This window comes from Streptomyces graminofaciens, from assembly GCF_030294945.1.
Taxonomy (GTDB): Bacteria; Actinomycetota; Actinomycetes; order Streptomycetales; family Streptomycetaceae; genus Streptomyces; species Streptomyces graminofaciens.
Genome location: NZ_AP018448.1, coordinates 9242924 through 9267701, shown reverse-complemented (window position 1 = coordinate 9267701; position 24778 = coordinate 9242924). Strand labels below are relative to the sequence as shown.

The following is a 24778-nucleotide window of genomic DNA, read 5'->3' as shown; positions in this document are numbered from 1 at the left end:
GCCGTCCCTACAGGGCGGACAAGTGACCCACACGTGCGGTGAGACAAGGGCAAAGATCGCGGAGCCCCGGAAGGCAGCCTGACCGGTTCGCGTCCGGTCCGGGGTGCTCCGGCCGCCGTTCAGGCCGGTCTACCCGCTCACGCAATGAGTGGGCCTCAAGCCGTTCCGCCTTCACCCAAGGGAGACCAGTCATGGGGATGCCTCAGACACCCGAAGAGATCACCGCCGCCATCCAGGCCGGTATGACCGGACGGATCTACGAAGAGCAGCAGGCGCAGCAGAGCCAGGACGTGACCGTGGTCGACGGCGACTTTCACGGGGTCTCTGGTGGCACGCACCACGGAGATCTGCACTTCAACTTCTAGCCGGACCACGGCGGCCGTCCAGTGCGGTCGCCTTCCTGCCATCGCAGCGGCTGAAGCTGCGGCCGGTTGCCTCCCCTGCCCGTCCGACCGCGCTCTTGCGTGCTGGTCGTACGGGCGGGGCTGAGGGGAGCCGGAGGGTTTCCGACTTCAACGGCGCGCACCCCCGGAGGGCCAACTCCGGGGGTGCTGTTCGGGCCGTTCCCCCCTGTGAGAGGAACACGACCCAATGAGTCCCATCGTCACTGTTCAGGACGCTGTTACGGCGTTCGCCGACTTCATGGAGCCGACGAACGCCGAGCTGGACGCGATCGAGCAGGAGATGCCCGCGATCCTGGCGGACGTCGACTTGATCGACGCGCAGATCATCGCTCTCAACCACACGCCGAACGAGGTGGACACCAAGCGTCTGCGCCGGGCGTTCGGCAGGGTGCTGGAGGAGCGGCGGGCGCTGGCCAACCGCTCCGCCGCCGACCGTACGGCGGGCGGTGCCGCGTGAGCGCCGCCGATGCGAACCTGACGGCCGCGCACGCTGAGGTGAAGGCGGAGATCGCGCGGACGGACACCAAGACCGGTCTTCTGCTCGCGTTCATCGGCGCGGTGCTGGCCGGTGCGTGGACGGTCGCCAAGGACATGCCGCTGAACCCCGCCGCCTACGCGGTGGGTGGGTCCGGCATGGTGCTGCTGGTCGGGGCGTCTGGTCTGCTGCTGCGGTCGGTGCGGCCGAACCTGCGGGGCCGGCACGGTTTCCCCCTGTGGGCGACGCTCACCGCCGAGGAGATCACGGCCACGCTGGCCGAGGTCGACCGCAGTGCGGATATCGCGGGTCTGTCCCGGCTCGCGGTCGCCAAGTTCACCGGTCTGCGCCGCGCCATCGACCTGACGTGCGCGGGCGGCGCGCTGCTTGCCCTCGCGGCGCTGATCGCCGTGGTGGGGGGTGCGGCGTGAGCGAGACCCGCAAGCCTCTGACGAAGGTTCAGATCGGGGTGCTGACGGCCGCGTTCGTGCCGATGCTGGCCACGGGCGTGATCGGCGGTATCGGCACCTACAGCAACATCGGGCACTCCTACGGCAAGGGCACCGCGCTCGGGGCCCTCGCCGCCGGCGAGGGCGCCACCGCCGTGCTCGCCCTGGTCCTGTTGGGGCTGACCATGCTGGGCCAGTCCTCCCCGCGCGTCGTGCGGCTCGGACTGTGGGCGCTGCCGACCGCCGCGTCCGCCATGGGCGCCATGGCCGCGCCGGACCCGGGCCGGACCGTCATCTACGCCCTGACCCCGATGGGCATGTCCGTGTCGGCGGAAGGCATGGCATTCCTCGCCCGCCGGATCGTCGTCCACACCGACGGCCGCGACGCCGAGAACGAGCGACGCACCGCCGACATCGTGCAGGCCCTCGCCTACCACCGCGCCCGCGCCGAACACCACCCCAGCGACCGGATCAAGAAGTGGTCGGAGCGCAAGTCGTGGCGGCTGGCCCGCAAGGTCGGAGTCGGGGACACGGCACTCGGATCGAGGCTGCTGGACGTCCAGCGCGACCGCGTCACCGCCGGTGCGAACGCCGCACTCCTGTCGATGTTCGGCGGCACCACCCCGATCCCCACCCTGGTCGCGAACGCGGAGGAATCTACCGAGACCGTGAGTAAACGGTCTATGGCTGACCTGCCGGAATCGACCCCGGAGTCGATCACGGCGACGGTGGTGCGGGTGCCCGATCCGGTGGCGGTCGACTTCACGAAATCTACCCTCCCGCTCAAGCCCGTACCCGCCGTTGCCCTGGCGGTCGACCGGGCGCCGGTCGCCTCGATCGAGAAGCGGACGGTGGCGGCGGAGTCGACCCCGACCCGTCGGGCGACCGGTCGGGTTCCCGAGTCGGCCCGATCGCCACGGCCGCGCCGCACGGCGGCTCAACTCCTGGACGAGGCACGGACGGCGACGGCCGATTGGCCGGACGCCAAGGTGACCGCCGAAGGCATCCGCCGCGCGCTCCGCACCTCCCCGGTGAACGCGCGGACGCTTCGGGACACGCTGCTCGCTGAGCGCGCCGCCAAGGCCGCCTGATGATGGCCCGTGCCGCGTTCTTCGACCCGGACGGCGACCGCTACGGCATCCCCACCTACCCGTGGAAGTGCGCGCCGGACGGCTACGCCACCCGCCGCGGACTGCGCGCGCTCGGTCTGCGTCCGGGCGGTCAGGAGGTGGCGGCGCAGGTCATGCGCGGCCGGCACCGGCGCCCGCCGCTGGTCGCCTACCTCTACCGGATCGACCTCGCCAAGCCGGTGCGGCCGATGACCTCGCGCAAGTGGGGCGCGCTCGCCCTGGCGATGCTCGCCCGCCGCACCTGCCCCGAGTGCCGGATCACCTACAGCTACTGCATCCCGACCTCGCTCGGCACCTGCGTGCCGTGCGCCTACCCCGACCCGCACGGGTCCGAACGGAGCCTCTGACATGGGCAACTCCGAGATACGCCGCCTCGACCGCGAGATCGACAAGACCGTCAAGAAGCTGGAAGCCGTGCGGCGGGGCGAGTGGTGGCCGCTGACCAGCCGTGAACGGCTGGCGATGACCCGCGCCATGGCCAAGGGTGCCCGCAGCGTCCACAAGGGCCGCAGCACGGCCGGTGCCGAGGACCGGATGGACTCCATCGGTTCCGCCGTCGAGACGCGGCTGATTGCGGAGCTGACGGCCCTGCACGGCGAGCGTCAGCGGCTGATCACTGAGGCCGCCCGTGCCAAGGCCGCCAAGAAGTCCTCGGGATGGTGGTGACCATGCCCGGCAAGGACACGCCTCCCCGCGAGTGCCCGCAGTGCGTGGACCACATGCGCAACGGCTGCCCGTACATCGTGCCCAAGAAGAAGTCGAGTTGGTGGTGAGCGTGGCCCTTCACCGTTGCCGCGCCGCTCATCCGGAGGACCCCACCCCCTGCGGCGGTCCGGTGGTGGTGACCGTACTGGACGCCAGGGGCGCCGGTGCCGACGGATGCGAGCACCACGCCGCCCGCCTGCTGGCTTCCCTCCACCGGGGCCGCGTCTGCGGCCTCCCGCACGCCGCGCCGGGTACGGCCATCCGCGTGTTCAAGACCGCCGACGGCATCCGCCCGTTCTGCTGGCTGGACGGTCCCCGCACCGAGTCGTCCCAGCTCAGCCACCGCGAGAACCGCGCCCGCTGAACACACCGCCCCGCCCGTCCCGGCTGCCGGGCGGGGTGCCCTCAACCTCCCGCCCCGACCTGGGGCAGTCAGGAGAACTTCCAGCATGTCTGAGAACGTCGTTCACCTCCGCAAGCCCACCGATCCCCCGGCCGACGGCACAGCGACGCCTACGGTGCTGACCGTCGTCCCGGACGCCCCGCTGGCGCCGCCCGCGCCGCTGTGGGTGCGCTCCGGCCGCGCGGTGAAGTCGGCCGTTACGCATGAGTCGACCAGGGCGACGGCGCGGGCGGTGGCCCGGCACGGGTCCTACACGTTCAACGGCGGGCGGATCGTGGCCCGCCGCACCTGGGACGGCCGCACCGGTTCTCGCTACGAGCGCATGATCCGTGCCGCCGAAGCCGCGGGGAACCTCGAAGCGGCGGAGGAGTGGGAGGAGCGGTTGCAACGCTTCCGCGCCGCCCGGCACCACCGCCGCATGGACCTGCTCCACTCCCCGGTGGAGGCCGCCAAGGGCGCGGCCGTCGGGGCGGGCATGAGCATCGGTGTCCTGGTCGCGCTCGGGGTCGTCATGGCCATCAACAACGGCGACGTCAAAGACGTCATCACCCCGCTCGCGGCCACCATCGACTTCATCGCCCTGCTGATCCGGATCGTGCAGATCGTGTGGGGCCCGGCGCTCACGATCGGCCCGTTCCTCGCGCTGCTCGCCCTGTGGTCGGTCGGCCGCAAACAGCACGCCGCACCCCAGTGGGCACTCCCCGCCAACGTCCGGACGGGCGAGGGCGAGCCGATCACCCCGTCCATCGTGGTCAAGGCCCTGCGCGACCTGGGGGTCCCGGCGCTGCGCAACGCCATCAAGGAGATGGGTGACGCCGGCGCGTCCATGCTCGGTCCGATCCGGATCGCCGGATGCGGCATCGAGGTCGATGTCACCCTTCCCTCGGGGGTGTCGACGAACGAGGTGCAGGGCAAGCGGCGCAAGCTGGCGGAGAACCTGACCCGGCACGAGCACGAGGTGTTCATCACGATCCCTCAGGCCGCCCGTACGGTCCGGCTCTGGGTCGCCGACTCCGGAGCGCTGGACGAGCCGATCGGCCCGTCTCCGCTGGTCACGGACGAGACGATGACCGCCGACTACGCCAAGGGCAAGGCGCCGTGGGGGCAGGACCTGCGCGGGGACGCCGCCGCCATCAGCCTCTACCAGCGCCACCTGCTCATCACCGGTCTGTCCAACCAGGGCAAGACCGTCGCCCTGCGCTCCCTCGCCCTGTGGGTCGCGCTGGACAAGTCGGTGCAGTTCCTCATGGGCGACCTCAAGGGCGTGGGTGACTGGGCCATGTTCGACGGGCTCGCCACCACTCTGATCCAGGGCCCGACGGATGAGCACGTGATCCAGGTGACGGAGATGGTGGAAGGCGCGGTGGAGGAGATGAACCGCCGTCTCCAGGCCCCGCCCGGCAGCACGTTCCCGCCGCTGATTGTGCTGGTCGACGAGGCACAGGTGGCGTTCATGTGCCCGGCCAAGGACGAGGACAAGCGCCCCTACGGCGGCTCCAAGTCCAACTCCCGCTACTTCATGGCCGTCCGCAAGATCCACAACCAGGGCCGTGCGGTGAATGTACTGATGTGGCAGGGGACGCAGGACCCCACCGACCAGAACCTTCCCAAGCTGGTCCGCGAGGGCGCCCACACACGCGCCTCCCTCGCGCTGGGCACCGAGTCGCAGGCCCGCATGGCGCTCGGGGACAAGGCCGTCGACGGCGGTGCCGCGCCGAACATGCTGCGTCCCGGCCTGGATAGGGGAACGCTGGTCGTCGCCTCCGACGGCATCGCCATTCCGGCCGGACAGGCGTCCATCACGGTGCGCACGCACTACATCGACGACGACGCGGCCGAAGCCCTCACCAACCGCGCCAAGGCCCTGCGCGACGGCGTCACCACCCTGCACGTGATCGAGCGGGGCGAGGAGCGCGACCCGCTCGCCGACATCGCCGCCGCCGTCGGCGACGCGTCGCGTGTCCTGACGGCCGACGTCCTCAAGCGGCTCGCGCTGCTGAACGAGGACGCCTACGGCGGCTGGACGAACAGTGACCTCAAGCGGGTGCTTGATGCCGCCGGTCCGGACATCGCCTACAAGTCCGACGGCCGCATGGTCGTCGGCCGCGACCGCCTCCACCGCGCCCTCGCCAACCGCGACGAAGACGGTTCCGCTTCCACCGCCGGATGACAGGGAGTCGACGCCCGCCGGGTCAGGGAGGCAGGGAGAACTCCCTAACCCCCTCCCTGACCCGCCTCCCTGCCCCTGACCTGCACGAATGATCAGCTAGGGAGGCAGGGAGGCCCGCAGGTCAGACCCCCGAAAACCCCCTCCACACGCCACCCCGCAGAGTGTGCCTCCGCCTCCCTGACCTACTGCCGGAAGGGATTCCGCATGTACCCCGAGAACGGCCACCACGCACCCCCGGAACGGGCCGTGGAAGTCCACCACCCCACCCCCATCACCCCCGCCGCCCCGGCGCCGCCCGTACCCATACAGCCGGGCCACATCCCGACCGTGACGAGCATCGTCCTCCCCGACGGCCGGATCATCACCGGCTACGCCATCGAACCCGCCAAGCACGAACCGAGCACGCCCAAACCGGCAGTCTCCCGCGCTGCGGTGAACGTCGCGCTCGGGGGCGTCGGGTTCCTCGCCGTGTGCGGCGGACTGCTGATCCTCACCACGTTCATCACCGCCCTGACCGCCCTGGTCACCCAGCTCATCACCCTCGCCGCCGTCATCTTCGGCGGCTGGATCGCCGTGCAGGTGTTCAGCGCGGGCGGCGACAAAGGCGGGACCACGGTCAACATCCGCAAGGCCGTGATCAAGCGCAACCGCTTCTACCAGTAACTACGCCAAGGGCGGCCCCCGTCTCGCCAAAGAACCGGGGCCGCCCTTGTCAGCCAGCACCCATCAAGGAACTGGAGACCTCCAGCATGACCGATCGCCGCATCCACCCGCGACTGCCCGAAGGAACCGAACGGGTCGTCAGTACCGGCATCGAGCCGCGCTCCGGCGGGAGCATGATCCTCGCCGTGGTCACCGTGGGCGAGCCGCTCGAACTGACCGAGCAGTTCCTGTTCCTCGACCCGTACGCCACCTGGTCCCTGCTGCGCGCCATGACTCGCCAGTTGCACGACCTCCAGGACCCCGGCCCCACCCCGGAGTTCGCCGCCCTGCTCGACGCTGTCCGCACCGGCGACCAGACCGCCATCACCGCCGCCGGAGACGCCCTCAACGACCGCATCCTCAGCCTGTGGACGGACGGGGGCACCGCCGTATGACCGCCGCCCTGCTGCACGCCGCACTGGACGCCGCCGCGCGTGGCTGGCCCGTCATTCCGCTGCGCCCGCGCAGCAAGGTCCCCGCTCTGCACGGCGAGCGCCGTTGCCCTGGCACCGGCGATTGCGCGGACGGGCACCGTACGTTCGAGCAGCGCGCCACCATCGATCCCGCACGTATCGAACGGTGCTGGGCTGCTGGCCCGTTCAACGTCGGTATCGCCACCGGCCCCGCCGGTCTGCTGGTCGTCGACCTGGACACGCTCAAGCCCAAAGACGAAGAGGGCACGCCTGACGGCGCGGTCAACTTCCAAGCGCTCTGCGAGCGTGCCGGACAGGCCGTCCCCGCCACCCGCCGCATCCGGACCCCCAGCGGCGGAGAGCACCTGTACTTCACCGCCCCGTTCGGCGCCCGGTTCACGAACACCACCGGCACACTCACGCCCAAGGTCGACACCCGCGCGTGGGGCGGACAGGTCGTCGCCCCCGGCAGCATGACCCCACAGGGCCCGTATACGGTCCTGGACGACGAACCCCTCGCAAACCTGCCCGGATGGCTCCAAAAGGCTCTGACGGCCCCTCAGGGGCGAGCCGCGGCCCCGATCCTGCCCATGCCCACCCGCGACACCGACCGGTACGCCGCCGCGGTCCTGCGACGCGAGGTCGCGGCCGTGGCCACCACCGGCGAGGGCGGACGACAGGCCGAACTTCTGCGCGCCGTACGGGCCGTGGGCCGGTTCGTGGCCTGGGGCGACCTCGACCGCGCCACCGTGGAAGCGGCTTTTACCTGCGGGGGCGAGTCGGCGGGACTGTCGCCGGCCGAGTGCCGCAACACCATCCGCAAGGCCCTGGACTACTCCATCCGCACCGCCTGGCCCCGGAGGACGGCATGACCGCCCCCCGCCCCCGCCCCGCAGGTAAAAGCATCACACCCACCCCCGACCGGCCGCGCACCGCCGAACCGACCGCACTCCGGACGGTCGTGGGCGAGCCGAAAGGCGCCGCCCGCAAGGGCGCCCGAACTGCTTGTGGTCCTGACCCACAGCAGGGCGACGGCCGATACCCCGTCGCGTGGCTTCACATCCGGGCCGCACGCCGACGTGCAGCCGAACCCACCGCCACCTCAAAGTGCCTGTGCGGGTGGGAGCGCAGCGCCGTTGGCCACGCCAAGGTGCTCGCCCTGATCGAGGCACACGAAGCCCACCGCGACACCTGCCCGCTCCGCACCATCCAGGAAGGGAGGACGGCAGCATGAGCGACCAGAGCCCCGAACGCGAGCAACTGCCCGCCCCGTCCAACCCGCTGGCCGTCGCCCGCCGCCTGCTGCCCGACTGGCAGACCGAGGACGGACGACTCGTATGCCGCCGCTGGCGCGCATCATGGATGAGCTGGAACGGCACCAGCTGGCGCGAGACGGACGACGCGCAGATGCGTGCCGCCATGTACCGGCGCCTGGAGCACGCCGTGTTCTACGCCCCCGGCAAGGACGGACAGCCCGAAGCTCGGGACTGGGCGCCCACAAAGCAGAAGATCAGCAACCTGCTCGACGCGCTCGGGGCCATCACCCTGCTGCCCACCGGCACCGACGCCCCTGTCTGGCTCGACGTCAACGGTGACGCGAGCGAGCAGGACGGCGGTCCGATCGTGGCGTGCGAAAACGGACTGCTGCGCATCCGGGACCGCGCACTGCTCCCGCACGGCCCCCACTTCTTCAACCTCGTCTCCGTCCCCTTCACCTACGACCCCACCGCGACCGCGCCGACGTGGGAACGCTTCCTCGCGCAGATCTGGCCCGACGACCCGGACGCGATCCACGCTCTTCAGGAGTGGTTCGGCTACGTGCTGTCCGGCCGCACCGACCAGCAGAAGGTCATGCTGATCGTCGGCCCGTCCCGCTCCGGCAAGGGCACCATCGCCCGCGTGCTGAAAGAGCTGGTCGGCAAGGAGAACCTTGCCGGGCCCACCCTCGCCGGACTCGGCACGAACTTCGGACTGTCCACCCTGATCGGCAAGCCCCTGGCGGTCATCTCGGATGCCCGGCTCTCCGGAAGCGACAACAGCCAAGTCGTCGAACGGCTGCTGACCATTTCCGGTGAGGACACCATCGACGTCGACCGCAAGTACCGCGAGCAGTGGACCGGCAAGCTGCCCACCCGGCTGATGCTGCTGTCCAACGAACTGCCGCACTTCGGCGACTCCTCCGGCGTCATCGCCAAACGGTTCGTCCTGCTCAACATGCGCGTCTCGTGGCTGGGCAAGGAAGACACCACCCTCACCGACCGCCTCGCCGCAGAGATGCCCGGCATCCTCAACTGGGCCCTCGACGGCCTCGCCCGCCTCCAGCGCACCGGCCGGATCACCGAACCGAAGTCCAGCCGTGAAGCGGTCACCACCATGCAGGACACCGCCTCCCCCACCAGTGCGTTCGTCCGCGAGCGCTGCACCACCGGACCCGCGTGCAGCGTGCCCGTCGACGCCCTGTGGACCGTCTGGCGCGAGTGGGCCGAGGACAACGGCGTCCGCCCTGGCACGAAGCAGGTGTTCGGCCGCAACCTGCTGTCCGTCGTGCCCCAGCTCAACCGCACCCGTCCCCGCGACGAGTACGGCCGCCAGGTGGTCACCTACAACGGGATCACCCTCACCCAGTGCGAAACACATTTGCCTGAGTCGCGACTCATCGCGTCTCAAGACCCCTCTGAGTGCCGCTGAGTGCCGATGAGTCGCGACTCAGAGGAATGTATTTCCAACTCGCGGAGGACTCATTGAGCGCACCCGCCCCCGTCCAGACCGACCCCCGCGCCACCCTCCGGAGCGGCCTCCCCGACCGGTACCTCACCGCCGACGACATCGCCGAGATCTTCGAGGTACCCGTCCAGACCGTCTACCAGTGGCGCAAGAAGCGCACCGGCCCGCCCGGCTTCCGCATCGGCAAGTACATCCGCTACGACCCCGCCGACGTGCACGCCTACGTCACCGCCCGCAAGAACGCCGACCAGGCCGCCGCCTGACACAGCCACACAGCACACCGCATGACACCACCGGGGAGGGCCACACCGTGGCCCTCCCTTCCTCATGCCCAGAAGGGACCACGCCCCAGATGGCCGGCCACATCCAAGACCGCTGGTTCAAGACTGAGACGACCGCCGACGGCAAGACCGTCCGCGTCAAGACCGACCGCCACGGAACCGGCATGCGCTACCGGGCCCGGTACATCGGCCCCGACGGCACCGAGAAGTCCAAGAGCTTCCCCGACCGGCAGAAGCGCCTCGCTGAACAGTGGCTCGCCCACATAGAGGCAGACATGTCTCGGGGCCAGTACATCGACCCGACCGCCGGGCGCGTGACGTTCGGGCAGTACGCCGAGAAGTGGCTCAGCACCCAGACGACCGACATGACCACGCGTGAATCCGTCGTGTCGCAGCTCCGCGGGCACGCGATTCCCTATCTCGGATCACGCCCCCTCGGATCATTCAAGCCGGAGCACATCCGGGACTGGCTGAGTGAGCTGGAGCGGGCAGTCACCGCTTCGTCCTATCGGCGCGTGATCTACAACAGCGTTTCGACGGTCTTCAACGCGGCCGTCGACGACACCCACCTGCCGAAGAACCCATGCCACGCCCGTTCCGTGCGTCCGCCCGACGCTGGACGTGGCCGCGTGGTGCCGTGGACCGCCGAGCGCACCTTTGCGGTACGCGCCGCCCTGCCCGACCGCTTTCGCCCCGTGGTCGACCTCGGGGGCGGTTGCGGGCTCCGACAGGGGGAAATCTTCGGTCTCCCCGAGGACGAGATCAGGTTCGATACCGGATGGCTGCACATCGCCTATCAGGTGAAGGTCACAGGCGGACATCTCGTCTTCGGACCGCCCAAGCGCAACAAGGTGCGTGACGTGCCCCTGCCCGACCAGATCGCGCACGTCCTGAAGCAGCACCGTGAGCAGTACCCACCCGTGGAAGTCACCCTGCCCTGGCTACGGCCGGACGGCCCACTGGTCACGAAGCGACTTCTGCTGACTCGCGCCGACGGAGACGGCGCCATTCGCCGGACCGACTTCAACACTCGCGTGTGGAAGCCCGCGCTCGTATCGGCCGGTGTCATCCCCGAGCCCAAGCCGGGCGAGCGCCACCAGGCCGCCCGCGAACACGGCATGCACGCGCTCCGGCACTTCTACGCGTCGCTGCTGCTCGACGCCGGCGAGAACATCAAGGCGTTGAGCACGTACCTCGGTCACACAGACCCAGGGTTCACGCTGAGGGTCTACACGCACCTCATGCCGAGCAGCGACGGACGGACCCGCAGGGCCGTCGACAGCATGTACGCCAGCATGGATGCGAAGCCAGACGGCCCACAGACGGCCCAGAGGCCGTGACACGCCGTAGGGCCGACGGTTCACGACCGTCGGCCCTACGTGCCGGTTCCAGTGGAAAACCCTCTGACCTGCGCCTACAGCACCGGCAGGTTCTTCCGCAGCTCGAACGCCGTGACCTCCGAGCGGTACTCCTCCCACTCCTGCTTCTTGTTGCGCAGGAAGAAGTCGAAGACATGCTCGCCGAGGGTCTCGGCGACCAGGTCGCTGCGTTCCATCAGGGTGAGGGCCTCGCCCAGGTTCTGGGGCAGGGGCTCGATGCCCATCGCGCGGCGCTCGGCGTCGGAGAGGGCCCAGACGTCGTCCTCGGCGCCGGGGGGCAGTTCGTAGCCCTCCTCGATGCCCTTGAGGCCGGCGGCGAGGAGCATGGCGTAGGCGAGGTACGGGTTGGCGCCGGAGTCCAGGGAGCGGACCTCCACCCGTGCCGAGCCCGTCTTGCCGGGCTTGTACATCGGGACGCGGACCAGGGCCGAGCGGTTGTTGTGGCCCCAGCAGATGTACGAGGGGGCCTCGCCGCCGGCGCCGGCCGTGCGCTCGGAGCCGCCCCAGATGCGCTTGTAGGAGTTCACCCACTGGTTCGTCACGGCGGCGATCTCGGCCGCGTGCTTCAGCAGGCCCGCGATGAAGGAGCGGCCGACCTTGGAGAGCTGGTACTCGGCGCCGGACTCGTAGAACGCGTTCCGGTCGCCCTCGAAGAGGGAGAGGTGCGTGTGCATGCCCGAGCCCGGGTGCTCCGAGAACGGCTTCGGCATGAACGTCGCCTGGACGCCCTGCTCCAGCGCCACCTGCTTCATGACCAGGCGGAACGTCATGATGTTGTCCGCCGTGGAGAGCGCGTCGGCGTACCGCAGGTCGATTTCCTGCTGGCCCGGGGCGCCCTCGTGGTGGGAGAACTCGACCGAGATGCCCATCGACTCCAGCATGGTGATCGCCTGGCGGCGGAAGTCCATGCCGACGTTCTGCGGGGTGTGGTCGAAGTAACCCGAGTTGTCGGCCGGGGTCGGGCGGGAGCCGTCCGTCGGCTTGTCCTTCAGCAGGAAGAACTCGATCTCGGGGTGGGTGTAGAAGGTGAAGCCCAGGTCGGAGGCCTTGGCCAGGGCGCGCTTGAGGACGTAGCGCGGGTCGGCGAAGGACGGGGAGCCGTCCGGCATGAGGATGTCGCAGAACATCCGGGCCGTGCCGGGGGCCTCGGCGCGCCACGGCAGGACCTGGAAGGTCGAGGGGTCCGGCTTGGCGATCATGTCGGACTCGTAGACCCGGGCGAAGCCCTCGATCGCCGAGCCGTCGAAGCCGATGCCCTCGTCGAAGGCCTGCTCCAGCTCGGCGGGGGCCACGGCGACGGACTTCAGGAAGCCCAGCACGTCCGTGAACCACAGGCGTACGAAACGGATGTCGCGCTCCTCCAACGTACGGAGCACGAACTCCTGCTGCTTGTCCATCTTCCGCTTCCACCCATTCCTTGCTGGTCAGGCCGCCTTGCTCCCGAGTGACGGGAGGCGGTCGGGCACCTGAGCATCCCACCACAACACCATTTCATGCGCGTTGCGCACCTTGATCGACTGACCGACCCAGGGCTGAACGCCTGGCATACGGCGGGTGTACCGCTCTGCGCCGTATCGCACCGCTGTGCCGCACATCGTGTGCACTGCCGTACCGCCCATCTTGCCTGCTCCCGGCGACATCTGTAATGGCCGGTCCCGACCGGCACCACCCACTTTAAACTTGCATCTCATATGCAAGTTTAAATAGCGTGCGAAACGAGCCCCCTCCCCCCTCCTGGCCGACCCCGAGGAGCCCCTTTGCTGTCCGATGCCTCCGCCGCGACCGTCCGCGCCACCCTCCCCGCCGTGGGCGCGGCCATCGACGAGATCACCGAGCGGTTCTACGACCGGCTGTTCGCCGCCCGTCCGGAGCTGCTCCGGGACCTGTTCAACCGCGGCAACCAGGCCGCGGGCACCCAGCGGCAGGCCCTGGCCGGTTCGATCGCCGCCTTCGCCGCCCACCTCGTGGACCGTCCGGACGAACGGCCCGACGCGATGCCGCACCACGCGATGCTGAATCGCATCGCCCACAAGCACGCCTCCCTGGGCATCTGCCCGGAGCAGTACGAGGTGGTCCGCGAGCATCTCTTCGCGGCGATCGCCGAGGTCCTCGGTGACGCCGTCACCCCCGAGGTCGCGGCCGCCTGGGACGAGGTCTACCGGCTGCTGGCCGACACGCTGATCGCCGTCGAGCGGCGGCTCTACGAGGAGCGCGGGGCCGGGGCCGGTGGATCGCGGTGGCGGGAGTGGGAGGTCGTCGAGCGGGTGCGGGAGACCGCCGACGTCGTCACCCTCCGGCTCCGCCCGGCCGACGGCGGGCCCCTGCCCGAGCACCGGCCGGGGCAGTACGTGTCCGTGCGGGTCACACTCCCGGACGGCGCCCGGCAGATACGCCAGTACAGCCTGTCCCGCGCGCCGGGAGCCTCGCTGTGGCAGATCGGCGTGAAGCGCGTACGCGGCGGACAGGGCTGCCCCGACGGCGAGGTCTCGAACCACCTGCACGCGCGCGTGGACGTCGGCGACACCCTGAGCCTCTCGGCCCCGTACGGCGATCTCGTCCTCGACCAGGACTCCGGAGTGCCCCTGCTGCTCGCCTCCGCCGGTATCGGGGTGACCCCGATGATCGCCATGCTGGAGCAGCTCGCGCTCACCGGTCACACGGCCCCGGTCACGGTCGTGCACGCCGACCGCTCCCCCGCCGAGCACGCCCTGCGCACCGACCAGGAGGCATACGCGGCGAAGCTCCCGGACGCGGCCGTGCACTTCTGGTACGAGCACCCGGAACCTGGGCATCCGGCCGACCGCACCGGGCTCATGGACCTCTCGGAGGTCGCGATTCCGACGGGCACGCGCGCGTACCTGTGCGGCCCGCTGCCGTTCCTGCGCGCGGTGCGGGCCCAGCTCGTCGAGAAGGGCGTCGGGGCGGCCGAGATCCACTACGAGGTGTTCGGACCCGACCTGTGGCTGGCCCGGGACTGAAGACGCCGCGCGGCCCGCCCTTCGGGCGGACGGCGGGAGCTTGACGACAGGCCCTAGACCCTGCTGGTGATCCCCAGCAGCAGCGGACCGGTGGGCGCGGCGACCATGTCCGCCACCGTCAGCGGGTCCAGGGAGGCGTAGAAGGCCTCCTGGGCCCGGCGCAGGGCGCCGCGCAGGCGGCAGGCGGAATTGAGGGGGCAGGGGGCGTTGCCCTCGCAGTCGACCACGTCGCCGTCGCCCTCGAAGGCGCGGACGACGAAGCCGACGGACGCCTCACGGCCCGCGCCGGTGAGCGCGAGTCCGCCGCCCCGGCCCCGCCGGGCGGCCACCAGGCCCAGATGCTGAAGCTCGGCCACGACCTTCGCGGCGTGCGTGTACGGCACTTCCATGTCCGCGGCGACCTCACGGGTCGTAGGGTTGGCCTCACCCGCGACGGCGAGCCGCATCAGGACGCGCAGGGCGAGGTCGGTGGAGCGCAGCAGCCGCATACCCGAAGCGTAGATAATGCGCATCTCGGGTTCAAATTTCGCTGGGGCGCGATCACGTTCCTCTGCGTGCGGGCGTTTTTCCCTGTGTGCGGGCGTGCGGAACCCGGGCTTCGTCGGCCATTCCTGTGCCCGCCCTGCAAATTACTTGTCGTTTGACATTACGATCAGTTGCCCAGACCGTCTCATCCTCCCCATCCCCCACTAAGGACCCACTCCATGTCCGCCAAGAACAGCAGCAGCACGGCGCGCAAGGCTCGCATAGAAGAGATGCGCCGTGCCGAGCGCTCCCGCGAGCGCCGGAACCGGATCCTCACCATCGGCGCCAGTGTGGTGATCGTCGCCGGTCTCGTCGTCGGCGGGACGGTCCTGGTCCGCTCGCAGTCCGACAAAAGCACCAACGCGGACAGCGGCAAGGCGGCCGACGCGAACGTCACGGGCAAGTTCGTCATGGGCGACGACGGCGTGAAGACCTGGAAGGGCAAGCTGAGCCAGGGCCACCCGACCACGTCGGTGAAGTACCCGATGACCCCGCCGGTCGGCGGCGACCACAATCCGGTCTGGCAGAACTGCAACGGCGACGTCTACGACAAGGCCATCAAGAACGAGAACGCCGTGCACTCCATGGAGCACGGCGCGGTCTGGGTGACGTACAACAGCAAGGCCTCCGACGCCGACGTCAAGGCGCTCGCGGAGAAGGTCAAGAAGACGCCGTACACGATGATGAGCCCGCTCGAGGCGCAGAAGGACCCGATCATGCTGAGCGCGTGGGGTGTCCAGCGCACGGTGAAGAGCGCGGCCGACCCGGACCTCGACAAGTTCTTCGCGAAGTACGTCCAGGGCGAGCAGACGCCCGAGCCCGGTGCCGCCTGCACCAACGGTCTCTCGTAACAGCCCCTCGCGTACACGTCGTAGACGGAATCTCTCGAACAGTCACAGGGACGGCCTGGCACAGTGGGGAAGATGAAGTACACCGGCTGGATCGCCTCCGGTGCCGCGGCGGTGCTCGTCGCGGCCGGAGCGATCACCTACGCGGTCGCCGACGGCGACGGCGACGAGCCCGGGGTGAAGCCGCCCGGCGCGGACTCCGCGGACGCGGGCTTCGCCCGGGACATGGCGGTCCATCACCAGCAGGCCGTCGAGATGTCGTACATCGTGCGCGACCGGACGGACGACGTGGAAGTGCGGCGGCTCGCGTACGACATCGCGCAGACGCAGGCCAACCAGCGCGGCATGATGATCGGCTGGCTCGACCTGTGGGGTCTGCCGAAGGTGTCGTCGGACAAGCCGATGGCCTGGATGGGCATGGGCGACATGGCCTCCGGCGAGGACGGCTCGCTGATGCCCGGCATGGCGACCAACGCCGAGATGGAGAAGCTGGGCAAGCTGAACGGCAAGCAGGCCGAGATCTTCTACCTCCAGTTGATGACCGACCATCACAAGGGCGGCATCCACATGGCGCAGGGGTGCGTCGACAAGTGCACGGTCGGCGTGGAGAAGAAGCTGGCCCAGGGCATGGTCAACGCCCAGGAGTCGGAGATCTCACTGATGACGGGGATGCTGAAGGAGCGGGGGGCGACAGTTCGGTCCGCCGGCTCGTCGTCCTCCGACGACAAGACGTCCGACGACAAGACCTCCGGTGACGACGACAGGAGCGCGTCGCCGTCCGCCACGGCCGAGGAGCACAAGGGGCACTCCTGAGGCATCGGGGGGCCTGCGGGACGTATGCCGCGATTCCGTCCCCAATTCCCTTGCGCATACGGTTCCTTGGGGTGGCGATACGTTCGCTTGGGGGCTTCTTGGCCCAGCCATGCCCCCAAGAATTCCCTGGCATGAACGGTTCAACGCGAGAGTGATCACGACCGACGTCGGGTGATCCACTCGCGACGAACCGCATCCCAGGGGGTTCCCTCCATGAGATCCACGCGCGCCGCGCTGCGCGCCGGAGCGGGGCTGGCGGCGACGCTGCCCCTGCTCGCCGGCGCACTGGCGCTCGCCACACCCGCGGCGCAGGCCGCGACCGGCCCGGACCGGGACACCCTGCACGGGACCCGGCCCGCGTGGGCCACCGCCGAAGCCGACAAGGGGGCCAGCGCCGACGGCTCCCGGGTCTCCGCCCGTGTCTATCTGGCCGGGCGGGACGCCACGGGCCTCGCCGCGTACGCGAAGGCCGTCTCCGACCCCTCGTCCCCCTCCTACGGCAGGTATCTGAGCGCTGGTCAGGCCCGGGCCCGCTTCGGCGCGACGAAGACGCAGATCGCAGCGGTGAAGGCCTGGCTGAAGTCGGCGGGTCTCGACGTCACGGGTGCGACCCGGCGCTATGTCTCCGTGTCGGGTGATGTGGCCGCCGCCGAGCGGGCGTTCGGCACACAGCTGCACAACTACCGCAAGGACGGCCACACCTACCGTGCCCCCGCGAGGACGGCCTCCGCGCCGGCCGCCCTGAACGGTGCCGTCCTCACCGTCACCGGCCTGGACACCGCCCCGCACCGGGCGACCCACGACGACGAACTGCCGCCGCCGGACCAGGTGTTCCGCAACGCGGGGCCGTTCTCGTCGTACTACGGCTCGACCGTCGCGAGCACCCTCCCCGACGCGTACGGCACGAAGATCCCGTACGCGGTGAAGGGCTACACCGGCAAGCAGTTGCGGGCGGCGTACGGGGCGGGCAGTCGTACGGGCAAGGGGGTGCGGGTCGCGATCACGGACGCGTACGCCTCACCGACGATCGCGGCGGACGCGGCGACGTACGCGTCGAAGCACGGCGACGCGGCCTACCGCGGCGGCCAGTTGCGCCAGGTGCTGCCCCGGAACTACACGCACACGACGGACTGCAACGCATCCGGCTGGTACGGCGAGGAGACCCTCGACGTGGAGGCCGTGCACGCGGTCGCGCCCGCTTCCGACATCGTGTACGTCGGGTCCGCGTCCTGCCAGGACGACGACCTGATCGACGCCCTCGGGAAGATCGTCGACGGGCATCTCGCCGACATCGTCTCCAACTCCTGGGGCGACATCGAGGCCAACCAGACCCCGGACCTGGCCGCCGCCTACGACCAGGTGTTCCAGCTGGGCGCGGTCGAGGGCATCGGCTTCTACTTCTCCTCCGGGGACGACGGCGACGAGGTCGCGAACACCGGCACCAAGCAGGTCGACACCCCGGCGAACTCGGCGTGGGTGACGGCGGTCGGCGGTACGTCGCTGGCGGTCGGCAAGGGCGACGCGTACCGGTGGGAGACCGGCTGGGGCACGCTGAAGGCGACGCTCGCGGCCGACGGCAAGAGCTGGACGGACTTCCCGGGCGCGTTCACGTCGGGCGCGGGGGGTGGCACGAGCAGGACGGTGGCGCAGCCGTTCTACCAGCGGGGCGTCGTACCCCGGTCCCTCGCCGAGGCGAACGGCTCGACGCCGCACCGCACGGTGCCGGACATCGCGGCGATCGCTGACCCCAACACCGGGTTCCTGATCGGCCAGACCCAGACGCTCCCCTCCGGCGGGCAGGCCTACGACGAGTACCGCATCGGCGGCACGTCGCTCGCCGCGCCGGTCGTCGCGGGCGTCCAGGCCCTGGCCCAGGAGGCCCGCGGCGGGCATCCGCTGGGGTTCGCGAACCCGGCGATCTACGCCCGCTACGGCACGCACGTCTTCCACGACGTGACGGACGACCCCACGGGCGCCGGTCTCGCGGTCGCCCGTGTCGACTACGTCAACGGCTATGACGCGGCGGACGGTGTGACGACGTCGGTGCGGACGCTCGGGCGGGACAGCTCGTTGCGGGCGGTGCGGGGATATGACGACGTGACGGGGGTGGGGTCGCCGGGGAAGGGGTACGTGGAGTCGTATCGGCGGTAGGTGTCGGTGGGGCGGCAGGGGGCCAGGGATATCGCCCCCCGCCGCTCCCACCCGCCCCCACCCGTCCCATCCCGTCCCATCCCCTCCCCCAGGGGCTGCCGCCCTTCGGCCCGCTGCGCCTGAGAGCTCGCACGGCCTGGGTACGTGGGCTGGTGCGGGTGCGGGTGCATCGTGCTTGTTCGCGCGGTTCCCCGTGCCCCTGAAAAGCACGGGGCGCAGCCGAACAACCGGCGAAAGCGCTCAGGCGTGGACGGTCTCCGCCTCACCCGGCACATACGATGCCACCACACGCCCCTGCCCCGCCCTCGGAGCAGCCGCCCGGCGCGCATCCACCCCGTACGCCACGCCCGCGACGCCCAGGCCCAGCACCGCCAGCACCGCTCCCGCCACAGCCGGAGCCGTCGCGCCGAAGCCCGCTGCCAGCGACAGGCCGCCGATCCAGGCGCCGCCCGCGTTCGCCAGGTTGAAGGCCGCCTGGTTGGCCGAGGAGGCCAAGGAGGGGGCCGCCGCGGCCTTTTCCATGACCATCAGCTGGAGCGGTGAGCCCGTGATGAACGCCGCCACACCCAGCAGGATCACCGCCAGCGCCGCGCTCCACTGGGTGGACATCAGGGCCGGGAAGAGGCTCAGGACCACGATCAGGGACGTCAGGCCACCGAACAGGGTCCCCCGCATCGAGTGGTCCGCGAGACGGCCGCCCACCAGGTTGCCCACCGTCGCCCCGACACCGAACAGCGCCAGCAGCAGGGTCACGCTGGTCTCGGCGTAACCGGCGGAGTCCGTGAGCATCGGCGTGATGTAGCTGTACGCCGAGAAGAGCGCGGCGAAGCCCGCGACCGTCGTGCCGAGGGCGAGCCAGACGGGCAGGGAGCGCAGAGCTGTCAGTTCGCCGCGCAGGCCCGCACTCGCACTCCCACTCGCACTCCCACGACCGGCCTGCGCGCCCTCCGTCGGCAGCAGCAGAGCCAGGGCCGCGATGGCCGCCAGGCCGATCGCGCTCACGCCGAGGAACGTCACCCGCCAGCCGAAGTGCTGGCCCATGAGCGTCGCCACCGGCACACCGGCGATGTTCGCGACGGTCAGCCCGAGGAACATCAACGAGACGGAGCGGGCCTTGCGTTCGGGGGCCACCAGGTTCGTGGCGACGACCGCGCCCACTCCGAAGAACGCCCCGTGCGGCATCCCGCTGAGGAAGCGGGCGGCGAGCAGCCAGTGCTCGTCGGGCGCGAGCGCCGACAGCGCGTTGCCCGCCACGAACAGGACCATCAGCCAGATCAGGACCTTGCGGCGGGGCATACGGGCCGTCGCCGCCGCGAGCAGCGGGGCGCCCACGACGACACCCAGCGCGTACGCCGAGACCAGGTGCCCGGCCGAGGGGATCGAGATGCCGAGGTCGGCCGCGACGTCGGGCAGCAGGCCCATCGTCACGAACTCGGTCGTGCCGATACCGAAGGCTCCTACGGCGAGAGCGAGCAGGGCCAGGGGCATGGAGGGGCCTTTCGGGGCAAGGGGAGGACCACGGGAAAGGTGCGGTGTGCACCCATCGTATGTTCACTGACGGAACAAACTCTCCCGGTCCCGCATTCCCCAGCAGCCCGCACCCCTCCCACCAGGGCGTTTCCCGCCCGCTCAGTCCCCCGACGTGTCGATCGTCACCCGTGCCGCCACCGGCAGGTGGTCGCTTCCGGTCGCCGGCAGGGCCCAGGACGCCAGCGGTTCCATCCCCCGGACCATGATCTGGTCGATCCGGGCCATCGGGAACGACGCCGGCCAGCTGAAGCCGAAGCCGCTGCCCGCCGCGCCCTGGGTGGAGCGCATCTGGGCGGTGACGGCGTTGAGGGCGCGGTCGTTCATCGTGCCGTTGAGGTCCCCGAGGAGGACGACGTGCTCGATCGGCTCGTCGGCGATTGCCTCGCCGAGCGCGTCGGCGCTCTTGTCGCGCTGGCGGGCGGTGAACCCGGCCGCCAGCTTCACCCGGACCGAGGGCAGATGGGCGACGTACACCGCGATCTTTCCCTCGGGGGTGGTGACCGTCGAGCGCATCGCGCGTTTCCAGCCGAGCTTGATATCGACGGCCTCGGTGTCGCTCATCGGGTACTTGCTCCACAGCCCGACCGTGCCGACGACCTCGTGGTACGGGTACACGGCCTCCAGCGTGCTCTCGTAGAGCGGTACGACCGTCTCGGTCAGCTCCTCCAGGGCCACGACGTCCGCGCCCGACTTGGCGATGTCGGTGGCCGTGCCCGAGGGGTCCGTGTTGTCCGCGTTGACGTTGTGCGTGGCGACGGTGAGCTCGCCGCCGCTGCCGGTCTTGTCGGTGACCAGTCCGCCGAAGAGGTTCAGCCAGACCACCGAGGGGACGAGGAGCGCGATCAACGCCGTCGCGGACCTGCGGACCAGCGCGAGCACCAGCAGCAGCGGGATGAGGACGCCCAGCCAGGGCAGGAACGTCTCGGTGAGGCTGCCGAGGTTGCCCACGGAGTTCGGGACCCGCGCGTGCAGCACCAGCACCAGGGCCAGCAGCAGCGCCAGGACGGCCACGACGACTCCCCGGCGCCAGATGCGCCTGTCGCCGCGCCAACTGCCGAACCAACCGCGCAGGCGCCGAATCCGGGACCCTTCGCGGCCCTGATCCGCGCCGCCGCCCGTCTCCGTCACATACGCCTGCGCCATACCTTCGCCTCACAGCCTGCCGAACACATCGTCCCCCCGCCCACTCAAGACCCTAGGGGATGATCGCTGCCGATCCTGCCGTCACATGACGGCCGTACGGCACGAGGACGAACAAGTCGCTGTTCGGGGTTCCGAACCTGGCGCCGTCAGACGTGCTCTGTAACGAAACGCGCACATTGACTGTGCCTCACTTCGCAGACCTACGTCCCGGTCGGGCGCAGTCCTTCGAGCAGCGTGTCGACGATGCGTTCGGCGAGGTCCTCGGGAAGGTCGGCCTCCGGGCGCATGATCGTGCGGACCAGCATCGGGCCGAAGACCAGGTCGGCGACGACGTCCAGGTCCGTGTCCGCGCGGAGTTCGCCGTTGTCCCGGCCTCGGCGCAGGACGCCCGCGAGGATCCTGCGCCGCGGATGGACGACGTTCGCGTGGTACGCGTCCCAGATCCGCGGGCTGCTCTTCATCTGGGCGAAGACGTTGTGCAGGATCGCCGAGGACCGGTTGACCAGCCCGCGTCGGCGTACGGCCTCCAGCAGGACGACCAGGTCGTCGCGCATCGAGGTGCCGGGCAGTACGGGGTCGGGTGGCTCGGCGGCGCGCAGGACGTCGACGAAGAGCTCGTCCTTGCCCGCCCAGCGGCGGTAGATCGTGGCCTTGCCGACGCCGACGGTGCGCGCCACCCGTTCGATGGACAGCTCCGAGAGGGGGACACCCTCCTCCAGAAGCGTCATCACCCCTTCGATGATGGAGCGTTCCACGGCCTCGCTCCGGGGCCGCCCGCGCGCGGGGCCCTCTTCTCTGGCCTGGTTGCCGGCGAGGCTCACTTCGACTCCGTCTCTCTTGTGCTGCCGGGGGGATTCTCTCCCGCGTACCGCGGGGGAGGGCACCCTGGGCCGGTGCTTCACTGGTCGGCGGTCACCAACTCCTCCTCTTTTCCACCCTGTTGTGATGCTCCGGTGCGTCCGGGCAGGCAGACCGCGACGACCACCACACCGATCACGGCCACGGCCGCCCCGCACAGCGCGGTCATGTGCATGGCGTGCAGGAAGGCGTCGTGCGCCGGGGCGACGAGGGACTCTCCCTGCGGGCCGAGGCGGGCGGCGAGGCCGAGGGTGGCCTCGATGGACTCGGCGGCGGCGTGCGGTGCGCCGGCCGGGAGCTTGTCCTCGATGGAGCCGCGGTACGAGGCGGAGAGCACCGAGCCGAGTACGGCGATACCGAGGGCGCCGCCGACCTGGCGGAAGGTGTTGCTGAGCGCGGAGGCGGAGCCGGCCTTCTCGCGGGGCAGGGCCTGCATGATGACGACGCTGGTCGGGGTCATGATGTGGGCCATTCCGGCGCCCATGAAGAAGAAGATGACCTCCAGCAGCCAGATGGGGGTGTCCGCGTCGAGCGTGGCGAACGAGGCCAGGGTGACGGCGATCGTGGCCATGCCCGCCGTGCAGGTGGCCTTGTTGCCGAAGCGGTCGACGACCAGCCGGGCGCGGGGTGCGAAGACGAGCTGTGCGACGGCCAGCGGCAGCATCAGCAGACCGGTCTGCAGAGGCGAGTAGCCGCGGACGGTCTGGGTGTAGAAGACCGAGAAGAACGTCACGCCCATCAAGGAGAAGAAGACGAGGGCGATGACACCGATGGCGGCCGAGAAGACCTTGTTCCTGAAGTACGTGACATCGATGGACGGGTGGTCGCTGCGCTTCTCGAACACGACGAAGGCGGCGAGGACCACGAGCCCGGCCACGATGGTCCCGAGGACGGTGGCGTCGGTGAAGTCGGCGAGCTGGCCGCCCCGGATGATGCCGTAGACGAGCAGGACGAGGCCGACGACGGAGAGCAGCACGCCGACGGGGTCGATCCGGCCCGGGTTCGGGTCGCGGGAGTCGGGCACCAGCCAGATCATCAGGCCCAGCGCCAGCACCACGATCGGCACGTTGATCAGGAAGACCGAGCCCCACCAGAAGTGGTCGAGGAGGACGCCGCCGGTGATCGGGCCGATGGCGATGGCGAGGCCCACGCCACCCGCCCAGATGCCGATGGCTTTGGGCTGCTCGTCGCGCTCGAAGACGTTCATCAGGACGGCGAGCGTGGCGGGCATCACGAAGGCGGCGCCGATGCCCATGACCGCGCGAAACACGATCAGCTGGACCGGCGAGCCCGACTCGGCGGCGAGCGCCGAGCCGAGGCCGAAGACCACGAGCCCGCCGAGCAGCACCTTCTTGCGGCCCAGCCGGTCGCCGAGCAGACCCGCGCTGAACAGCAGACCGGCGAAGACGAGCGTGTAGGCGTTGATCGCCCACTCCAGCTCGCTCTGGGTGGCGCCGAGGCCGGTCGGGGCAGGGGTCGAGATGGTCTTGATGGCGACGTTCAGGATCGAGTTGTCGAGCACCACGATCAGCAGGCTCAGCATCAGCACACCGAGAATCGCCCAGCGCCGCCGGTGCACCGCTTCGGGGACCCGCCGCTCGACAGGGACAGGAGTAGTCATGCGGGCCAGCGTAGACCAATTTCGATACGGCACCGTCTCGTATCGAAATTCTCTTACCCGTGTCTTACGTGCCACGTGCCGGAACGGTCACACGTACCTGCCCTAGCTCTCCCCGGCGCCAAGTGCCACCATGGAGGGGATCCGGGGACGCCGTCAGGGTGCCTCGAGATGACTTGAAGGAGCTGTTGCAATGACGCAGCTTTCGGCTGCCCAGTCTGCACAGGCAGGCCCCTCCGACGGCAGCAAGACGCTGTACGGGGGCAAGGGCACACGCCGTATCACCGTCCGGGACCTCGCGCTCGCCAAGGAGCGGGGCGAGAAGTGGCCCATGCTCACCGCCTACGACGCGATGACCGCGTCCGTGTTCGACGAGGCCGGCATCCCGGTCATGCTCGTCGGCGACTCGGCGGGCAACTGTCACCTCGGGTACGACACCACCGTGCCCGTCACCCTCGACGAGATGACCATGCTGTCGGCGGCCGTCGTACGGGGCACGAGCCGCGCCCTGATCGTCGGCGACCTGCCCTTCGGCTCGTACCAGGAGGGGCCGGTGCAGGCGCTGCGCTCGGCGACCCGGATGGTCAAGGAGGCCGGGGTCGGGGCCGTGAAGCTGGAGGGCGGCGAGCGGTCGTACGAGCAGATCCGGCTGCTGGTGGAGTCCGGCATCCCGGTCATGGCCCACATCGGCCTGACCCCGCAGTCCGTGAACGCCATGGGCTACCGCGTCCAGGGCCGCGGCGAGGAGGCCGCGCACCAGCTGCTGCGCGACGCCAAGGCCGTCCAGGACGCGGGCGCCTTCGCGGTCGTCCTGGAGCTGGTGCCGGCGGAGCTGGCCGCCGAGGTCACGCGCGTGCTGCACATCCCGACGGTCGGCATCGGTGCGGGTCCCGAGACGGACGCGCAGGTGCTGGTCTGGACGGACATGCTCGGCCTGACCGGCGGCCGGGTCCCGAAGTTCGTGAAGAAGTACGCCGACCTGCGCGAGGTCATGGCGGGCGCGGCCAAGGCCTTCGCGGAGGACGTCGTGGGCGGAACGTTCCCGCTGGAGGAGCACTCCGTTCACTAGGCCCTGTCGT

Annotated in this window: 24 protein-coding genes and 1 pseudogene; 19 read left to right on the top strand and 6 right to left on the bottom strand. The window is 70.2% G+C overall.

The features are described 5' to 3' along the window. Window positions 1-191: 191 nt before the first annotated feature. From SGFS_RS40785 to SGFS_RS40720, 14 genes are all read left to right on the top strand, one after another. On the top strand, window positions 192-365 hold the full coding sequence (locus SGFS_RS40785) for a hypothetical protein (RefSeq protein ID WP_286257317.1): 174 nt from the start codon (window positions 192-194) through the stop codon (window positions 363-365). A gap of 226 nt (window positions 366-591) precedes the next feature. Continuing rightward, window positions 592-861, top strand: coding sequence for a DUF6284 family protein (locus tag SGFS_RS40780; protein WP_286257316.1), 270 nt, complete (start codon window positions 592-594; stop codon window positions 859-861). Beyond that, window positions 858-1310 (top strand): Pycsar system effector family protein, encoded by a 453-nt coding sequence (locus tag SGFS_RS40775; protein ID WP_286257315.1) that lies wholly within the window; start codon window positions 858-860, stop codon window positions 1308-1310. The genes SGFS_RS40780 and SGFS_RS40775 overlap by 4 nt, the downstream gene beginning before the upstream one ends. Continuing rightward, window positions 1307-2419, top strand: coding sequence for a conjugal transfer protein (locus SGFS_RS40770; protein ID WP_286257314.1), 1113 nt, complete (start codon window positions 1307-1309; stop codon window positions 2417-2419). Before SGFS_RS40775 ends, SGFS_RS40770 begins: the two co-directional genes overlap by 4 nt. After that, the gene (locus tag SGFS_RS40765; protein WP_286257313.1) at window positions 2419-2805 is read left to right on the top strand and encodes an RRQRL motif-containing zinc-binding protein; all 387 of its coding nucleotides are present in this window, start codon (window positions 2419-2421) and stop codon (window positions 2803-2805) included. The genes SGFS_RS40770 and SGFS_RS40765 overlap by 1 nt, the downstream gene beginning before the upstream one ends. Window position 2806: 1 nt before the next feature. Continuing rightward, window positions 2807-3124, top strand: a complete 318-nt coding sequence (locus tag SGFS_RS40760) for a hypothetical protein (RefSeq protein ID WP_286257312.1) — start codon at window positions 2807-2809, stop codon at window positions 3122-3124. A gap of 103 nt (window positions 3125-3227) precedes the next feature. Further along, on the top strand, window positions 3228-3527 hold the full coding sequence (locus SGFS_RS40755) for a hypothetical protein (protein ID WP_286257310.1): 300 nt from the start codon (window positions 3228-3230) through the stop codon (window positions 3525-3527). 85 nt (window positions 3528-3612) lie between these two features. Further along, the gene (locus tag SGFS_RS40750; RefSeq protein ID WP_286257309.1) at window positions 3613-5736 is read left to right on the top strand and encodes an FtsK/SpoIIIE domain-containing protein; all 2124 of its coding nucleotides are present in this window, start codon (window positions 3613-3615) and stop codon (window positions 5734-5736) included. A gap of 204 nt (window positions 5737-5940) precedes the next feature. Then, window positions 5941-6399, top strand: coding sequence for a hypothetical protein (locus tag SGFS_RS40745; RefSeq protein ID WP_286257307.1), 459 nt, complete (start codon window positions 5941-5943; stop codon window positions 6397-6399). 86 nt (window positions 6400-6485) lie between these two features. Beyond that, entirely contained in the window at window positions 6486-6833 is a 348-nt protein-coding gene (locus SGFS_RS40740; RefSeq protein WP_286257306.1) for a hypothetical protein, read from the top strand. Further along, complete coding sequence (locus SGFS_RS40735) at window positions 6830-7723, top strand: bifunctional DNA primase/polymerase (protein ID WP_286260304.1); 894 nt, start codon at window positions 6830-6832, stop codon at window positions 7721-7723. The genes SGFS_RS40740 and SGFS_RS40735 overlap by 4 nt, the downstream gene beginning before the upstream one ends. A gap of 358 nt (window positions 7724-8081) precedes the next feature. Beyond that, window positions 8082-9539: a DNA primase family protein gene (locus SGFS_RS40730; RefSeq protein ID WP_286257305.1), complete on the top strand. Its 1458-nt coding sequence runs from the start codon at window positions 8082-8084 to the stop codon at window positions 9537-9539. A 26-nt stretch (window positions 9540-9565) separates the two neighbouring features. Further along, on the top strand, window positions 9566-9838 hold the full coding sequence (locus tag SGFS_RS40725) for a helix-turn-helix transcriptional regulator (protein WP_286257304.1): 273 nt from the start codon (window positions 9566-9568) through the stop codon (window positions 9836-9838). Between the two features lie 89 nt (window positions 9839-9927). Next, window positions 9928-11196, top strand: a complete 1269-nt coding sequence (locus SGFS_RS40720) for a tyrosine-type recombinase/integrase (RefSeq protein WP_286257303.1) — start codon at window positions 9928-9930, stop codon at window positions 11194-11196. A 74-nt stretch (window positions 11197-11270) separates the two neighbouring features. On the opposite strand, the gene SGFS_RS40715 is transcribed toward SGFS_RS40720, so the two are convergent. Then, on the bottom strand, window positions 11271-12632 hold the full coding sequence (locus tag SGFS_RS40715; RefSeq protein WP_286257302.1) for a glutamine synthetase family protein: 1362 nt from the start codon (window positions 12630-12632) through the stop codon (window positions 11271-11273). A 360-nt stretch (window positions 12633-12992) separates the two neighbouring features. Here SGFS_RS40715 and SGFS_RS40710 point away from each other — a divergent pair, with 360 nt between their 5' ends. After that, window positions 12993-14213 carry a globin domain-containing protein gene (locus tag SGFS_RS40710; protein ID WP_286257300.1) on the top strand — a complete coding sequence of 407 codons (1221 nt, stop codon included), beginning with the start codon at window positions 12993-12995 and terminating at the stop codon, window positions 14211-14213. Window positions 14214-14266: 53 nt separating this feature from the next. Here SGFS_RS40710 and SGFS_RS40705 read toward each other — a convergent pair whose 3' ends face one another. After that, window positions 14267-14701 (bottom strand): Rrf2 family transcriptional regulator, encoded by a 435-nt coding sequence (locus SGFS_RS40705; RefSeq protein WP_286260303.1) that lies wholly within the window; start codon window positions 14699-14701, stop codon window positions 14267-14269. A 216-nt stretch (window positions 14702-14917) separates the two neighbouring features. Here SGFS_RS40705 and SGFS_RS40700 point away from each other — a divergent pair, with 216 nt between their 5' ends. The 3 genes and pseudogenes from SGFS_RS40700 (at window position 14918) to SGFS_RS40690 (ending at window position 18550) form a co-directional block, all read left to right on the top strand. Further along, entirely contained in the window at window positions 14918-15589 is a 672-nt protein-coding gene (locus tag SGFS_RS40700) for a DUF3105 domain-containing protein (protein WP_286257299.1), read from the top strand. 72 nt (window positions 15590-15661) lie between these two features. Beyond that, window positions 15662-16288: pseudogene (locus tag SGFS_RS40695) on the top strand (DUF305 domain-containing protein); the annotation flags it as partial. Window positions 16289-16612: 324 nt separating this feature from the next. Then, window positions 16613-18550 (top strand): S53 family peptidase, encoded by a 1938-nt coding sequence (locus SGFS_RS40690; RefSeq protein ID WP_286257298.1) that lies wholly within the window; start codon window positions 16613-16615, stop codon window positions 18548-18550. Window positions 18551-18790: 240 nt separating this feature from the next. Here the strand turns inward: SGFS_RS40690 and SGFS_RS40685 are convergent, their stop codons facing one another. The 4 genes from SGFS_RS40685 to SGFS_RS40670 form a co-directional block, all read right to left on the bottom strand. Beyond that, window positions 18791-20038: an MFS transporter gene (locus SGFS_RS40685; protein WP_286257297.1), complete on the bottom strand. Its 1248-nt coding sequence runs from the start codon at window positions 20036-20038 to the stop codon at window positions 18791-18793. Window positions 20039-20179: 141 nt separating this feature from the next. Beyond that, window positions 20180-21223, bottom strand: coding sequence for an endonuclease/exonuclease/phosphatase family protein (locus tag SGFS_RS40680; protein ID WP_286257296.1), 1044 nt, complete (start codon window positions 21221-21223; stop codon window positions 20180-20182). A gap of 200 nt (window positions 21224-21423) precedes the next feature. After that, complete coding sequence (locus SGFS_RS40675; RefSeq protein ID WP_286257295.1) at window positions 21424-22044, bottom strand: TetR/AcrR family transcriptional regulator; 621 nt, start codon at window positions 22042-22044, stop codon at window positions 21424-21426. Window positions 22045-22121: 77 nt separating this feature from the next. Next, on the bottom strand, window positions 22122-23702 hold the full coding sequence (locus tag SGFS_RS40670) for an MFS transporter (protein ID WP_286257294.1): 1581 nt from the start codon (window positions 23700-23702) through the stop codon (window positions 22122-22124). 190 nt (window positions 23703-23892) lie between these two features. On the opposite strand from SGFS_RS40670, the gene panB reads away from it, so the two are divergent. Further along, complete coding sequence (panB, locus tag SGFS_RS40665; RefSeq protein WP_286257293.1) at window positions 23893-24768, top strand: 3-methyl-2-oxobutanoate hydroxymethyltransferase; 876 nt, start codon at window positions 23893-23895, stop codon at window positions 24766-24768. Window positions 24769-24778 lie beyond the last annotated feature (10 nt).

Excerpts from the sequence above, each read along its gene's own strand:
- SGFS_RS40785 (WP_286257317.1), top strand. The coding sequence starts at position 192 with ATGGGGATGCCTCAGACACCCGAAGAGATCACCGCCGCCATCCAGGCC.
- SGFS_RS40780 (WP_286257316.1), top strand. The coding sequence starts at position 592 with ATGAGTCCCATCGTCACTGTTCAGGACGCTGTTACGGCGTTCGCCGAC.
- SGFS_RS40765 (WP_286257313.1), top strand. The coding sequence starts at position 2,419 with ATGATGGCCCGTGCCGCGTTCTTCGACCCGGACGGCGACCGCTACGGC.
- SGFS_RS40760 (WP_286257312.1), top strand. The coding sequence starts at position 2,807 with ATGGGCAACTCCGAGATACGCCGCCTCGACCGCGAGATCGACAAGACC.
- SGFS_RS40750 (WP_286257309.1), top strand. The coding sequence starts at position 3,613 with ATGTCTGAGAACGTCGTTCACCTCCGCAAGCCCACCGATCCCCCGGCC.
- SGFS_RS40745 (WP_286257307.1), top strand. The coding sequence starts at position 5,941 with ATGTACCCCGAGAACGGCCACCACGCACCCCCGGAACGGGCCGTGGAA.
- SGFS_RS40740 (WP_286257306.1), top strand. The coding sequence starts at position 6,486 with ATGACCGATCGCCGCATCCACCCGCGACTGCCCGAAGGAACCGAACGG.
- SGFS_RS40735 (WP_286260304.1), top strand. The coding sequence starts at position 6,830 with ATGACCGCCGCCCTGCTGCACGCCGCACTGGACGCCGCCGCGCGTGGC.
- SGFS_RS40730 (WP_286257305.1), top strand. The coding sequence starts at position 8,082 with ATGAGCGACCAGAGCCCCGAACGCGAGCAACTGCCCGCCCCGTCCAAC.
- SGFS_RS40725 (WP_286257304.1), top strand. The coding sequence starts at position 9,566 with ATGTATTTCCAACTCGCGGAGGACTCATTGAGCGCACCCGCCCCCGTC.
- SGFS_RS40720 (WP_286257303.1), top strand. The coding sequence starts at position 9,928 with ATGGCCGGCCACATCCAAGACCGCTGGTTCAAGACTGAGACGACCGCC.
- SGFS_RS40715 (WP_286257302.1), bottom strand. The coding sequence starts at position 12,632 with ATGGACAAGCAGCAGGAGTTCGTGCTCCGTACGTTGGAGGAGCGCGAC.
- SGFS_RS40705 (WP_286260303.1), bottom strand. The coding sequence starts at position 14,701 with ATGCGGCTGCTGCGCTCCACCGACCTCGCCCTGCGCGTCCTGATGCGG.
- SGFS_RS40700 (WP_286257299.1), top strand. The coding sequence starts at position 14,918 with ATGTCCGCCAAGAACAGCAGCAGCACGGCGCGCAAGGCTCGCATAGAA.
- SGFS_RS40690 (WP_286257298.1), top strand. The coding sequence starts at position 16,613 with ATGAGATCCACGCGCGCCGCGCTGCGCGCCGGAGCGGGGCTGGCGGCG.
- SGFS_RS40685 (WP_286257297.1), bottom strand. The coding sequence starts at position 20,038 with ATGCCCCTGGCCCTGCTCGCTCTCGCCGTAGGAGCCTTCGGTATCGGC.
- SGFS_RS40680 (WP_286257296.1), bottom strand. The coding sequence starts at position 21,223 with ATGGCGCAGGCGTATGTGACGGAGACGGGCGGCGGCGCGGATCAGGGC.
- SGFS_RS40670 (WP_286257294.1), bottom strand. The coding sequence starts at position 23,702 with ATGACTACTCCTGTCCCTGTCGAGCGGCGGGTCCCCGAAGCGGTGCAC.
- panB (WP_286257293.1), top strand. The coding sequence starts at position 23,893 with ATGACGCAGCTTTCGGCTGCCCAGTCTGCACAGGCAGGCCCCTCCGAC.